The 15,310-nt window shown below is 43.8% G+C and carries 9 protein-coding genes; all 9 read right to left on the bottom strand.

What is annotated here, in order from left to right; all coding sequences use genetic code 11:
- Positions 1-337 precede the first annotated feature (337 nt).
- The 9 genes from RBH92_RS09290 to RBH92_RS09250 all read right to left on the bottom strand — a co-directional run bounded on the left by RBH92_RS09290 (position 338) and on the right by RBH92_RS09250 (position 14,972).
- Complete coding sequence (locus RBH92_RS09290; protein ID WP_307931807.1) at positions 338-1,492, bottom strand: RNA-binding domain-containing protein; 1,155 nt, start codon at positions 1,490-1,492, stop codon at positions 338-340.
- Positions 1,471-4,098, bottom strand: coding sequence for a TrlF family AAA-like ATPase (locus tag RBH92_RS09285; RefSeq protein ID WP_307931806.1), 2,628 nt, complete (start codon positions 4,096-4,098; stop codon positions 1,471-1,473). Before RBH92_RS09285 ends, RBH92_RS09290 begins: the two co-directional genes overlap by 22 nt.
- 81 nt (positions 4,099-4,179) lie before the next feature.
- Positions 4,180-4,383, bottom strand: coding sequence for an N-6 DNA methylase (locus RBH92_RS09280; protein ID WP_307931805.1), 204 nt, complete (start codon positions 4,381-4,383; stop codon positions 4,180-4,182).
- A gap of 56 nt (positions 4,384-4,439) precedes the next feature.
- Positions 4,440-4,793 (bottom strand): hypothetical protein, encoded by a 354-nt coding sequence (locus RBH92_RS09275; protein ID WP_307931804.1) that lies wholly within the window; start codon positions 4,791-4,793, stop codon positions 4,440-4,442.
- A gap of 144 nt (positions 4,794-4,937) precedes the next feature.
- Positions 4,938-5,177, bottom strand: coding sequence for an HTH-like domain-containing protein (locus tag RBH92_RS09270; protein WP_307931803.1), 240 nt, complete (start codon positions 5,175-5,177; stop codon positions 4,938-4,940).
- Positions 5,178-5,969: 792 nt separating this feature from the next.
- A complete protein-coding gene (locus RBH92_RS09265; protein ID WP_307931802.1) occupies positions 5,970-8,657 on the bottom strand; it encodes a DEAD/DEAH box helicase in 2,688 nt (895 codons plus the stop codon).
- Between the two features lie 3 nt (positions 8,658-8,660).
- Positions 8,661-10,304: a site-specific DNA-methyltransferase gene (locus RBH92_RS09260; RefSeq protein ID WP_307931801.1), complete on the bottom strand. Its 1,644-nt coding sequence runs from the start codon at positions 10,302-10,304 to the stop codon at positions 8,661-8,663.
- A gap of 19 nt (positions 10,305-10,323) precedes the next feature.
- Entirely contained in the window at positions 10,324-12,123 is a 1,800-nt protein-coding gene (locus RBH92_RS09255; protein WP_307931800.1) for an AIPR family protein, read from the bottom strand.
- The gene (locus RBH92_RS09250; protein ID WP_307931799.1) at positions 12,123-14,972 is read right to left on the bottom strand and encodes an SNF2-related protein; all 2,850 of its coding nucleotides are present in this window, start codon (positions 14,970-14,972) and stop codon (positions 12,123-12,125) included. Before RBH92_RS09250 ends, RBH92_RS09255 begins: the two co-directional genes overlap by 1 nt.
- Between the last annotated feature and the right edge of the window lie 338 nt (positions 14,973-15,310).

The raw sequence follows: 15,310 nt of genomic DNA, 5'->3' as shown, positions 1-15,310 counted from the left end.
AACTAACATAGAGTCATGTATATTATGTTATTTTAAATTTATAGTTTATTGGTTGCCCCCAAAGTTGCCCCTTGCAATGAAGTGGTACTTTGTCGATTCATAAGTTAAAAAATCATAATCAATCGAACTATAGTACGCATAAACTCTACCACTAGATTCTTTGCAGGCTAATAATGAATGAAAAGAGGTCGTGATTATAAATATATTGAGCTGCTTACCGGAGAAGTGATTTATTTGAAAAGAGACATGAGTTAATGGCGAGGTGGGGAGAATATATAGGTATATCACTCCAATTTTTTCGAAGATCAATGACCACACATTATTTGTATTACTCTCTTTAGATCACTTTGCGCCGTATCACAGCCTTGAAAACATTACCTTCACGATCATCAATGAATTCAATATCCGAATAAGCCTTAATGGCACGTAAAATACCGCTTCCAAGCCCCCGGTAGGGCAAAACGCGCGGTGCAAAAGAGGCTAGAATAGGGTTTCTTACATTGGAATTGCCTAGCTTGATGTTTTCAATAGTCAAGTTATTTGGCAAGTGGCCTGGACTAATAATTTCCACTCGATCAGAAAACACCAATACTTTAACGGGCGCTGAAACAAAATAATCTCTATGGATAAGGGCATTTGCTATTAGCTCCTCTAGGACAATTCTTGGTATTTCAGGTTCGCCTAAGGAATTTACCCCTTGTTCATTTTGTTGATAATGAATATTTCCCAGCACAAAACTTAATGTTTTTTGAAAAACATCAGATAGCTTGCCATTAATATCTTGGCTATCAATATAAGCTGTATCGGTAATATCCTGTCCAGGAAATGCCACTGCTTTAACAATAAACACAGGTAAACGAAGCTGCGGTCTTAAAGCAAATAACAGCGCACCACATCGATTCAGCTCACCCGCTTTCATTAAATTCATATTTTCCATCAGCTGAGCTAATGGGACATCCTGTTCCGCTAAAGTCTCACCAACAACTTCTTCAAAAAATGACTCAAAAAATTCTCTATCGACATCCGCGACAGAAGTACCGGGGACGGGCATTTCATCGGCGTGAACCAGTGCGGCCTCCTGGAACATGCGTTGTAACTCTTCACGAGCTGTTTCTCGACGTTTGTCTGAACCATTTTTTATCCAGATGAAGCCCTGAGTATCCATATAAGGTTTATTTAATCCGGGTTCAATCGTCAACACAAGCACCATTCCATTAGGCAAAACAACGTTTTGAGTAATTGGATTAATTGATGGCTTTATATTATTGGTTGCCGCGTTTGCAATGAGTTTGTTAATCTCAGCGATGTCATTATTGGTTAAACCAGCAATAGCCCCGTCATCATGGACTCCTATAAGTATCTGACCACCCCTTGAATTACTAAAGGCGGTCATTTCTGATGCAATAGCATTAGCATTATTTATATTCGCCTTAAACTGATGAGTACTATCCTCGCCGTTCGCGATAATGCTTAATAATTCTTGGGTTTCCATGCTTCATATACCTGTCTGCGTCTCTCGAAGGCTTCGGCACCGCCTTCCATAATGCCAACGATGCTTTTTTGAATGTCGACACAATCTATACTGCCACTAATGGTAGAAATCTGTTCATCAACATATCGGCACGCTACCACCTGCTCAGCATCACCCAGAACCGGAATATTGGCATTGTGGGTGGCGAAAATGAATTGTGTTTCCGGCTTAAGTGCCCGGATCAGCTTAATCACATCGTCATAAATGGTTTGGTTGTCCAGATCGTCTTCTGGCTGATCGATAATAACGACATCATTGTCTCGTTGACTCAACACAAACAACATCAGTGCCGAGGCTCGCTGACCAAGGGAGTGATGAGCCAAAGCCTTACCGTGAAATTCGATGGTAAACACATTGGGCACCTGCCACGTCAAAAAAGCTTCGATATTGCTATCGAAGTACTGAGAAAATGTTTCATAAGAACTGCCTAACTGGATAGCAATATTTGTTGAATCGCGCCACATTGCGCCAAAGTCACTGTAGTTATCAATTACCCCCTGAAGGGTAGCTTCTCTAATCCGACTACCACGAAAAAGGTCTTGCATATATTTACGCATGGCATCCTTATTCGCCTTGAACTGAGGTACAATTTTCAAAGGTGAATTGGGTCGATTAATACCCGCCAAAATCTGCTCAATGGCACGGTATTCCTCAAGCCAAAGATCATTTAATTTCACCAACTCCACTTCAAGCGTTTTTTTCAACTCGGCATACTGCTGTTCGCTCTTATCCAGCACACCCAACATTTGATCGGCTTGATCTAACAGCGTTTTTAATTGCCGAAATTCCTGCGGACTTATCGCCTGCGCACCCGCTTGTTTCAATTCGCCAGCCAGTTTCCGTTCAATGTCCGCAAACTCCTCCTTAAGCGCCTGTTTTTGCTGTTTAAACAACTCGAGTTTACGTTGTAGTGAAAAGCTTAAAGGCTGCCCTTGGGTTGCAACTTGTTTTATGGTGTCAAACCCTTGCAATACTTGTTTAAACGTTGCAAAAAAATCATCGAAAAAGGCCTGATTATTGGCCGATTTATATAAGAGCTGATTTTTTAGTTCATCTTCAAAGATGGCGACAAATCCAATAAGTTGTTCCAAGTAGTTCTGAGTCTCTTGAATCACTTGACTAGCTTTGCGTTCGTCGCGATCAAAATCAATTTGCTTTTGAAGCTTTTCTTCAACCCCATGCTGCTGATAAAACTTCAATTTGAACACAGCATCCTGCTTCTTTTGCGCCCATTCCTGCTTTTGCTCGGATGCACGCTTGAACCGTTTGATCTGGCCGATAGCATCACGAACAAACTGGCATCTGGCTTCGATTTTTTCCCTGACAGGCGATAACACTTCACCAACCAGCTTTTCGATCAAATCTTTTTCAAAGCCCGCGCCGGTGCTGGAAAGGTCTTTCTGCCCGAAATAAATCGGTTTATGCAAAACCGTTTCGCGAATGGACACGCCCGGCTGCAGTTGTTCATTTACATAAACATCGGGTCGCTCGTTTAAGATCCGACGTATTTGATAAGACTGCCCCCGGCGATCCACCGCATCAACGGTGACCTTGCCGCCACTGCGCAGCAGGTGTTTGACCAAGCCTTCCTTGTACTCCACATCTGAGGCTTTATCGCCAAACGGAATATTAAGGGCGTAGCGAATACCCTCTAAAACAGACGACTTGCCGCTGCCTCTAATGCCAATCAGGGTATTCAGTTCTGGCGATAGGTAAATTTCAGCACCACCTAACGCACCCGCACCCTCAAAACTAATTTTCGTAATATACGAGTGACCATATTTGGGCAGTTCATTGCACACTCGGTTATCGTAATCCTGCAAAGCAAACTTAACTGCTTCAAAACTGTAATCGCCCAGTTTTAAGTAACAAGCTTCCTTTCTGGAAACCATATCTTTGAACTGCTTGGCATCGCAACCTTCAACTTCGGCAGGATAAAGATTACCCAATGCTTGCTGAATTTTTATCCGCTCATCATAGGTTCGCACTTTTTGAAAACCCACAACTCTGCGCCGTACGGTCTCGTTTTCAAATAGCTCGCTAATCCGTCCTGGTTTCAACTCGTTCCATAATCCCTTAGGGGCTTCTACATGAGCAAAGATCAAGAAATAATCTTTGTGGAACTTGTCCAGTTCTCGAACGGTATCCACAATGTTGTGATTGGAAGATGCATTTTCCTGCTCAAAGCTAGCTTGTCCAGCAAACGTCACGCTTAAAAAACTTTGGATATAGTTTGCTTGTTCCTTGTTGCATATCCACTCATCGGAAAACACCACCAGCGTATGTACACCGGCTTGACCGTCATTTATTGACAACTCGACGCCGGGCAATAAACCAACGCCCGCCTTGCCCGCCTTTTTTCTAAGATTCTTAAATTCGCCCAGATCGAATTTATTGTGATTGGTAATCACGCCAAGCTGAATGCCCGCATTTACTAACGCATCGACATAATCGTTCACATAACTATTCTCTTCCCCTGGATAGCTAAACTCCTTGTCGGCGCGAGTATGCAGATGAAAATCCGTTTTCAACCAGCGGCTACCGTTCGAAAATACCTCATTACCCATTGACACATTCCTTTCTATCGTTTGCAGACAAGCTTGGCTTAGGTTTTATCAATCGAGTTTTCCCGGTCAGCAATTCCTGCATCATGCCATGTTTGATTTGGCGGTGGCGTTGTTATGCAGAATCATATTCATTCGTGCCACCGTGCTGGTGGCGTTATCCATTTCCTGATCAAAGATTGTCAATCCATGCGGTGCTTCGTCGTTGGCTTTTAATAACAACGAACCGGAGCCACAAGGTAGGATCGTAAACGGTAGTTTCTTGTGACGTATCCTGATTGATGACAATCACTTTAGATAGAATGCGCGAAACTTATGCCAGGATATAAAACTGACCTTTAGATTTAGCGAATTCCATCGCGAAGTGGCTCATCAGACATTCGTAATGCATCGCCCAACAATTCATCGCCATCAGCGCGGTTGGCAGATAAATCGATCCCTTCAAAAATACCGATTAGATTAGACAAACGGTCGATCATATCTTTGCCTGTACCGAGTTCATCTTCATCGTCAAAGTCGGTAACATCAGTGATGCCTTTCAGATCGTTCTCTTTGACTAAAGCACCGATGATCTTGTTGATCTTTTCACCGATTTCTTTATCGCCCTTTAATACCACCATGACTTCGAAGTTGACTCCGGTTGACACGACGATCATATCGCAAGGATTACCCTTGTACTTGTCGGACACGTATTTCATAAATAGCATCGCCAGTACGTAATTTTGTACTGGCTAGCATCCATTCCGCCGCGCAATTCGTCGCAACCTGCCAAAAAGGAAGAGTAAAGTTCGTTTTTTTAGCCATTTAGAGAGTACTTCGTTACGTTATATGCGTGTATTCCATTAAAGCAAGTCAGTATTTAGGCCTGCTGCCTTTAACCGCTGTGTAAGATTACGCATCTTGCTAAATTCGGTACCAAAGCTTTGGCGAAGACCAACTCCTTCGCAGAATTCTTTAGCTGTGATGTGTTTAAGCCCATCGGCATATTTAATTATTTGTAGATGCAACTCTGCTGTGTATTGATTACGCGGTGCTTCCGCCAAGGTTTTCTTTATGTGATTGTAAATTAAATTTTCATTCATTTTCTATTCCGAAGCGCCCAATTTTTTATATAATTTAGCTAAATTATATATGATAGTTTAAATTGTATGGATATTTTGATGTTTAGCTTGACGTTGCAAAAACTTTTATCTTATTGGTTTAAGCTGGATTCTATAATTTGTCGACATTCTTAATTTCTTAAACAATCATTGGGTTTCCGTATTCCGGCTAATTTTTTAACAATTCCCGAAAAGGCAGATGATCGATGGCTGGTGCGATCTGTATAGAACATAAAAGACTGATTGGCGTGGATGATGTTAAAGCCGTGCTTAATCCAATCTGGAAAGATAAGATGGAAACCGCATCAAGAGTAAGACAGCAGATAGAAGTGGTCTCAGTGGTACATTTTTACACCGCTATTTATATATATCTTCTACCAGACTGTTTTTTCTTCTTGCCATTGCTTTATCTATTACTATCAGATTAGCTCAAATTCTCGATCAATATAGAAAAAGTACATTTCACCTTTCTCTTGTATTAAATTGCTCTAATTGTATTGGTTTCGATCAAAAATATTAAAACTTGAATGACAATCTTTAGGCATTAAATGAATCCTTGATCGGGATTAGATCCTTTCCGCCATCCGCTGGATTTAAATTTACCAAAGCAGAAGCAAATTAGACTTGTCGCTTTTATTTCTACTAACAAGAGCGTAATCATGTCGACTCGCACCTAGCCACTATCTGCGATAAATCTGAAATTGGTGACTCTAAAGCTAATGGTTTCATAATTTATCTTTCTGTTTTTATAGACCAAGTTCTCTTCAATAGATTCTAATACTTAAAATTTCCTCTTAGTCCATCCAAAGTTATATTCTCCGCAATCACGTCATGTGGTATGAGCAGATAAACCCAAGGCTTTCCGCCATAAGTTTTTGCATGATCCGAGGCATTTTGACACCAACGTACCGCCGCGTCTTTCTTGGCGATAACATCGGGGGCTTCTAACTGGTTTCGCGCCTTTGGTTCCAGCATATAGATACAATCTGTCGTTTCGGCGACAAAATCAGGTTGATACTCTTGTTCACCCGTTCCCGTGCGATAATAAATCTGGAACTGCCCGCGCGCAGGCTTGAACCATTTATCGGCTTCACGATCCAGAATAATGGCTAGCTGCCGTTCAGCATCTGAGTCAAACTTCTGGACGGGATACAGGCAATTAGAAAACCCACCGAACAGATACTTCGCCATGTTCGTTTTATCAGTAGGAGATACTCTGAAATTCAATGGCTCTTGCCCTGATAGAGTGCTATATGCGCTTTCTTTCAAAGGCGAGAAACCAGAGCTGACCACCACGTCATAGCCTGATGTTTCTTCCCAATAATGTTCCAACATTTGGGCATGGACAAAACGGGAAATTTCACATTGATGAAAGTGTAAGACTTTTCCAATCTGCTCTTCGGGGAGGTAGAAGCGCATATGTTGGACAACTTGTCCTGCAAGGTCATAGAGCAAATCGGCATTATCATCGTAAGACACATCATCATAATCTATCAGGCCAGCAACCACATGGTTTTCAAGGCGATCTTCCTCGATGCCACCTTCGCCCACGCCCAATTCCATGCTTTTTCCCGTGCGAAGATATTGAACCCATAGTGTTTCTTCTGGGGGCTGAAAGCGCAAACTGTCCAATTTGAGCTGGAAGGGCTTGAAGCCAGACTTCACTTCCCCTTTTGGAACCACGGAAATACGCGGAATATCTATGGTTTGTTGAATAACCAAAGAGGTTGTTTTGGCGACAATCGCTGCAATGTCTGGTTTTTCGACAATGCCCTCTATTTCCAACTGCTGCGGACGATATTCCGCCTGCACCTCGCGCAAAACCTGCTTCCTAATATCTTCATTTTGAAGATAGGAGACACTTGGCAAAAGCGTTGCATCCCGCGCCATTCTCTGGATGGCTTTATGCGTGATCAGCGCAATTTTCTGCTCTTCTGGCGTAGCAAAAAACATTGGCGGCTGCGCGATTGGTGCGACATGAGTTCTAGGGCTTGCCTGCGCGGGAACCACCCCCAACATTTGCGCCAGATTTGATTGTGAAACAACCGTAGTTGTTTTTTGCTTCAAATCTGAATCACTGAGCACCACTTGTTTCAAGTGGATAGCGGAATCCGGTCTATTGGCTTCATCTATGATTTCCTGAAACTTATCGTGTGCCACAATGCTGAGGCGATCAACGGCATCAACACCCGTACGCTTGCCATAGGGCAAACGAAGGCCGCGTCCAATAGATTGCTCAATCAAAATCCGTGCATTTGCAGCGCGAAGCGGCACGATGGTATAAAGGTTAGTCACATCCCAACCTTCTTTCAGCATGTTGACGTGAATGACAATTTCCGTAGGTTCTTCCGTGCTTTCAACAGCCAGAAGACGCTGGATCATTTCGTCTTCTTTTTCACCCGTTTGGCTGGAATCTACTTGAATGACTTTATCTTTATAGCGTCCATCAAAGAAGGCATCAGACTTGATTAAATCCAGCAATTGCCCCGCATGAGTCGTATCCCGCGCAATGACAAGCAGGAAAGGCTTCACAATGCAATTCTCAGTCTCACGTGCATACGTTTCCAGCTCAACCTTTGTCCTTTCATGCAGGCGAATACCATCTTCCAACTTTAACAGTTCAATATCATCAGAAGTCATACCCGCAGGATTGAAGTCTTTACGCGTAACAACGGCGGGTTCTTTGATGAAACCATCATCCAGCGCTTTACCAAGGGCGTAATCAAAAATAATATTTTTAAAATCAACGGCACCACGCCCCGTTTCTACTTTTGGAGTAGCAGTCAACTCCAGTCCCAAAACAGGTTTTAATTCATTGATTGCGCGTACGCCCGCTGAAGCGCGGTAGCGGTGCGATTCATCCATCAGCAACACAAGGTCAGGCAATCCTGCTAGATAATCGAAATAGCTTTCGCCGATATACTCTGCCAGACGCTTGATCTTTGGCAGTTTCCCTCCGCGCACTTCCGAATTGATCTTGGAAATGTTGAAGATATTGATTTTGCAGCGCGCAATCTGGTCAAACATGTTACCGGCCAATAGCTGATAATCATCTCCTGTGATAATAGCAGGAGGGTTGATTGAAAATTCAGAAACTCCCTTGAACACATATTTAGGTGACGCGGGCTGGAAATCCCCAATCAGCTTATTGTAAATGGTTAGATTTGGGGCAAGAACGAAGAAGTTATTGATCCCATGTGCCAGATGCAGGTAGGAAATAAATGCTCCCATCAGACGAGTTTTTCCAACACCTGTAGCTATGGCAAAACAGAGCGAGGGAAATTCCCGTTCAAAATCTGTCACGGAAGGATATTCTGACTTGATAACCTCTAACGCGGCCGCAATATCGGTGTTTTTGCGTGGCGGAACAATTTCTGCAACCCGCGCAAGGATTTCCAGCGAATGTCGCTGTGGATCACGAAGGGAAAGACGACCAGAAATTGCATTTACAAATTTATTCATGGCTTATTCTTCCCCCTCATCAAACAACGTCGGTTGTTTGGATTTTTTTGATTTTGGCTTTTCTTCTTCTCGCTCTGCCATCGGTAGATTCTCGACGTTCAGAGAATAATCATCATGTCCCCATTCGCACTTGGACAGGACGGCGCGCGGGATTTTCTTGACGGTCAAGTTTGGGAAGCGGTCGGCATTGCCTTTGAACGCAGAACACAGGACAAGAAGGGATCTTTCAGACCCGACATCATCATTCAGGGCTTGCAATTGCTCTGTTGTCAGGCTTTGCGTAGTAATATAAATAAAATCTGTTTCGGTGGAATGACCTTGCATCCAATACAGCGTATCGGACGGGGCATAAGTAAAGCCTTCCAGTTTGCACAGGGCTTGCGAAAGCTGATTGGCGTTATACTCCTTGGAGATAACCCAATTACCCCATTTGTCCTTTTCAAGGAGGGACGGCGCAAGGGAATAATAACGGAACCCACCGCCGCCTTGCCAGCCAAGGCTTTCCGTCACGCCGCCTTTATCTTCACCATCAATCACTTTTTGCAGGCGCGGGATAATATGGGTATGGCAGTGTTCACCCAGTTCCACCATGATCCATCGCCGTCCCATTTTGTGCGCGACGGCTCCTGTTGTGCCTGAGCCTGCAAAAGAGTCGAGGACGAGGTCATTTGCATTTGAGGCTAAGGTCAGAACTTTTTGAAGAAGCTTTTCGGGTTTTGGTGTATCAAAAACAGATGTCTCATTAAATCCTTTAATTTCTTTTTTTGCATCTTGATTGTGTCCAACTTCATCATAGAGCCACACAGTCATAGAAACAGAGCCATCTTTTACTTCACTTAAAAACTTCTTCAGTGAAGGAACATTATTTCCAGTTTCTCCAAACCATATTCTATTATCTGCCACCAATTCCTTAAAACGAGTCTCAGAAGTAACCCAACATCTACTCTTAGGAGGATTTACGACACGCCCACTTGGGGTCTTAATCGGGAAATCGTTTGCAGCAGAGTATGTTTTAACTGAAAAATCAGCAGGCTTCCATACACCTCTTGGATCATTATCAGGATTCTTGTATCTGGCGTTCATATCATCTGAACGCGGAAGTAAATTCGGACGCCAAATATTTTTATTTTTTGCGTAAACAATGATATGGTCGTGGTTGTCGCTCATCCATTTTGCGTCATTTTGTGGTGAGTATTTCTTCTGCCAGATTGCATTGGTTACAAAATTCGCCCGACCAAAAATCTCATCGCACATAACCTTCAGGTAATGCGCTTCGTTATCATCAATCGTGATCCAGAGGGAGCCATCATCGGACATCAGGTTGCGGATGATTTCCAGACGGTCACGCATCAGGCCAAGCCAGATGGAATGTTCCAGCCCATCATCATAATGCTCAAACGCACTGCCCGTATTATAGGGCGGATCGATAAAGACGCACTTGACCTTACCCGCAAATTCCTGCTCCAACGCCTTAAGCGCAAGCAAATTATCACCAAAAATCAACCGATTGTCGAAAATATCATTATCCGTTACACGCTGCTTGGCGTGATATGACTTCGTAGGGTCTTCCAGCAAAATTCGCGGTTCCAGCCTCGGCCTTTGCTCCTTCCCAATCCATGTCAATTCTAGTTTTTGTTTTTTGCTCATAATCTTAACTTTTACCTGTTTATAATGTTGGAGGCGAGGAGGTATTGCTCGCCTTGTTTAGATTTGCAGCTTGACTGGGAAGAATGTTCTTTGCCGGGAGCTTTGCCACCACGCCGTCTGCAAGCTCCTGACACGTTCCTATATTCCTGAAAATTGAGAGGTACCCCTTATATGCATTCAAGCTTCTGGATTCTATGAAAATTAATTCGGAAAGCTCGTTAGCCATACGCGAAAAAGCAGTTTTATCGTCTGTCGATAAAACTGGCTCGGCCTTACGCATCAATTCAGGACAGTGATGTGCGATAGTCGCCACGATGAAATAGCGACCATGGCGGAAAAACATTCTGCGCTCGTAATGGCCGCGCTCGGACGCTTCAGATGCGGCCAGAATCAGATCCAGAAAACGGAATGTATTGACTATCCTGCAAAGCTTTATGCCGGAGAGTGTATCTGTGAATAGCTTGGAATAAAATGTACCCTCAGCTTCCCAAATACGACCAATTTCTTTCTTTGCAGCAGAGATATAATCAACCCCATTTTCCTTTTTTTGACCTTGTGTCTGAAGTCGCGCTAAATGATGCGAGTCATAGAGAGGGAATGACATGCAGGCCAAAGCTAGTGCAGCTTCCTCCACTTTAATAGAATCTGTCTTAATGCCTTTCGCTTCGGCAGAAGGGCGGTAGTGGTATCTTATCCCAATGCTGGCCAATTCCTGCCGCAACCGTTCCTGTTGCGGATCAAGTCCTGCAAAATCAATACCCCTAACCACATTCTGATAATTTCGTGCCTTGGTAATACGAATACCTATATCGTCAGAATTCTGCCCTATTTCTATTATGGTCATCATGACGAGGGCATCAGGCGACACATTATTGGATATGGCAATTGATCCTGCTGTTTGGGCGCCGTTTACAATCGAGAAGCCTTCAAGTTGGAATGTGCTTCCGTTACCAGAAACCACAATGCGGGTCGCTAAGGCGGTAATGCCGTTGTTGAGATAAAAAAAGTCTGCGGGACGACGCTGTACGGTTTCCTGAATAGAGGTGTTTACAGCCACCGAACCAAGGTAGTGACGTATATTGCGTTGGAATATCTTCGTACCGTGTTCCTGTACCAAGGCCGCTAAGTCTGATGCTTTAACTTGCCCATAAACTGCCTTTCGTGGGCTAAGTACAATCGAGTTATTGATGAGTGCGATTGTGACAGATGCCGACGCAATGGCCTGTTCTTCATCTAGAAACTGACATAATTTGGTAAGCGAGCAAAGCTCCCAATTCATTCTGTCATTCAGACGATTCAATTCTGCTTTAAGAGTGTTCAGGTCACTCGTTGCATGTGTGCCAAGCTGCTCACCCAAGCAACACATCACCAAATGAATTGTGACACCTGGTGTATCCAGTGCTTCCTCAATTTCATCAAACTTGTCCTGAAATTCACTGTTAAATCCGCTTAGGTCTTTATTTATAAGCTTACGGAGTCCATTAATCGTTTTGAGGGTTTCACCTTGATCGGGTGCGGAACCTCCTGACTTAAATTTAGCCTGCACAATCAATAGCCTTCCATTCCCTCTATCGTAGAAAATAGAATCAATCCCAAAATCATCAGGGGCATCGACAACCGCTGCCGCCCCAATGTCATCTGCAACACAGGCCATGCCAACTATAGTAAAGGCAGCTAAAGATCGAGAAAGTCTATTTTTTTTATGCTGCAAGTCTGTCCAGTTCTCTCTCCCTGCACGATCCACACGCGGAATATGCCTAAAAAAACGCTGCTCCAGTGCGGTGCAAACCCTTGCTTCTTGTTCTTCGCGTGTTGGCATTAGACAAGCCTCCAGCTTATACAGAAAACCGTTTTAATAGATACAATCTGCTGAAGTTTCCCTTCAATCTCAGCAATTAATTCGCCGCGCTTGCTGTCGATTTCATCTTGCGCGTCAAAAAGTCTGCGGCGTTTTTCATTGCGCTGGCTTTCAAGATTTTTGACCTGCTTTTGCCCCGCCAGCTTTTCTTCCAATGTCAGAGCAAGGGTGGCGGCGCGTTTGGCTTCCTTGATTGCTCGATCCATCTCCTTGATTTCACGTTCCAGCGTGACTTTCAAATCCTCCGCCCAGCCATCCAGTTTTTCGGCTTCGGCCTCAAAGAAATTGGCGTTGCGGGTGGAAATATCGCGCTGTATTCTGGCTTGCTCTTGCTCTGTTAGGTTTTTAAGGGTTGCTGCATCAAAACTCACACTCGTTTGCATGGTTTTTACAGGTAGCATGGATAGCCGTTTGGAAAGGTCAGGCTCCAAAATATCGCCATCATCCGTATGTGCGGTAAAAATCAGGTAATCCTCCACCTGATCCAACGCCTCTATGGTCAGCAGGGATAGCGAGAGCTTGCCTGTTTTATCGATATAAGGTTCAAGCGCAGAAACTTTTGGCTGTGCGCCGAAGGCATTGAAGGTGACTTCTGCGCTGTCCAGCGGGTCTGATTTTATGCGCTCCAGCAGCTTTTGCGCCAAGGGGTGGCCAAGACGGTATAAATGCGCATCACCTGTGCGGCGGGGTAGTTCATACAGGCCAAGGGGGATTGAGTCATTTGCACTTTCAAAAGGCTGGGTGTTGAGGTGGAATCTGTCTTTCTTTCCATCTATAAACACAGCATAGCCTTGTAAACCGTAGTGCGTGATATCCATCAGCATTCTCTCATAGCGGTTGAGATTGGCTTGGCTTTCTTCCTGATGGATTTTAAGTTTTTCGATCACCTCGGCATCAAAATTTTCAAGCAACTGCCTGCGTGTTTGTGTCATGGTGTCGCTGATTTGGGCGTTCAACTCAGATTGCAACTGATCAAAATGTCCTTTGATTTCCTCTGGTGTGCGACATTTTTGGTATATGTCCGCGATACGGCGTTCAAAATCTACGCCTGATTCAATAGCACCTAAAACTTCATCACTTGCACCAAACACACCTTCAAACAGGTGAAACTTTTCGGACAAAAGCTGGAAGACGCGCTGATCCGCTTCATTCTTGAGATTTACGAAATTGACGACTACGACATCGTGCTTTTGGCCGTAGCGGTGGCAACGGCCAATCCGCTGTTCGATTCTTTGCGGATTCCACGGCAGGTCGTAATTGACGACAAGAGCGCAGAATTGCAGGTTTATCCCTTCCGATCCCGCTTCGGTGGCGATCATAATCTGCCCTTTATTGCGGAAATAATCAACGAGTGCCGCGCGCATATCAGCGGTTCTTGACCCCGTAACCTTGTCTGTTCCTTCGTGACGCTCCAACCATTCTGCATAAATCGCTTTTGATTTTGGATCATTGTTGGAGCCGTTGAACAGAACAATACCATCTTTATATGTGCTGTCTGCCAGAAGGCGCATCAGATAGTCCTGTGTTTTACGGGACTCAGTAAACACAATCGCCTTGCGCGGGAGGTGTGGCGTGGCGAAAGCCTTATCCAGTGCTGTAATAAGGGCTTTCCCTTTGGCATTGTATGTAATGGATACCGCTAGATCACGGAAAGATTTCAGGTCTTCGATCTCTTTGGCCAGTGCTTTCTGGTCGGATTCGGATAAGATTTCTTCATCTTCGTCATCTTCCCATTCTTCTGCGGTTTCATCTAAGGCTTCGTAGTCTTGATCCAGCTCTTCTTCAAGCGAAACGGGAGGAACTTGCTTTGCCAGCTTTTTTTCAAGGCGGATGATAAGCGTATCCAATGCGCCTGCAATCGCAAATGTCGATGAAGCTAGAAGTTTTCTTAGAACCAGCGTCATTAAGGAACGCTGACTATTAGGCAAGGCCTGCAAATTATCGCGGCGCAGATACTCTGAGACTAGGCTGTAAAGCCTGTCTTCGCTTTCTTCCGGCGTAAACTGTTCCACCATCGGCAGGCGGTTGGTATAGGAAACAGATTTTACCTGCCTGCGAAGTGTCCGGTGGCAAACAGGTTTTAGCCTTGATTTCAATGTATGAAAGACTTGCTCTTCATTGAGATTGATAAATTGCTCCCGAAAACTTTTTAAGTCACCAAAAGTTTGTTCATCCACGAAACTAACAAGGCCAAACAGCTCCAATAAAGAATTTTGTAAAGGGGTTGCCGTCAGTAAAATCTTAGGAGCATCCCTCAACGCATTTTTAAGCGTATTGGCAATTACATTTGAAGTTTTGTAAACATTACGCAACCGATGCGCTTCATCAATAACCACTAAGTCCCAGGGTACTCTATGCACATCAGCCGCTTTGCTTTTGGCAAATTGATAAGAGCAAATAATTATATTTTCTTTTGTCTCAAAGGGTTGAAAGTTACCAGCTTTAATAGCATTGTTATAAACCTTTGCTTCCAAAATTGTGCACGGCAGAAAAAACTTTTCCTGCAATTCCTGATGCCACTGCTTTCTTAGATTGGAAGGTGTAATGATTAGTATTCGGCGTTTTCGTTCTGCCCATTTTTGCGACAGAACAAGCCCAGCCTCAATTGTTTTACCAAGGCCAACTTCATCTGCCAATAAGGCTCCTTTTGATAAAGGTGAGCGAAAGGCAAAAAGGGCGGCTTCAATTTGATGTGGATTTAGATCAACTTGAGCATCAACAAGTGCGCCTGCCAATTTTTCGTTGCTATCGGAAGCAAAGCGCTTTGTTAACTCATATGCATAATATTTTGCTTGGAAAGCTGTTATCACGCGTTATAACCTTCATTTTTACTCAACTCAAAAAAATCTACACTTATTTTCTTAATAAAAGTGCTTCTTCATTAGTCATGCAACAATAATATCGAAGCATTATGCCTTGGGATAAAAGAAAAGCAATTTTATCTCGCTAGCAAGAGCTGAACACAGAAGGATCTCCCTTCCTAAAACCTTTCAGTCACATATACTTTCTCTGAAGCCACGGCAAACATCGCTTTAAAGTGGTTTTGCCACAATCACCAGCTTCAATTCACACGGTTTAACTGATTCTCGTGCTTTCCTCTGATTTTCTGATTTCTCTCCCTATTTTTCGCTAATAAAGCCCTCTTTAA

Source organism: Nitrosomonas sp. sh817 (assembly GCF_030908545.1).
GTDB lineage: Bacteria > Pseudomonadota > Gammaproteobacteria > Burkholderiales > Nitrosomonadaceae > Nitrosomonas.
This window is presented reverse-complemented; position numbering and strand designations above follow the sequence as displayed.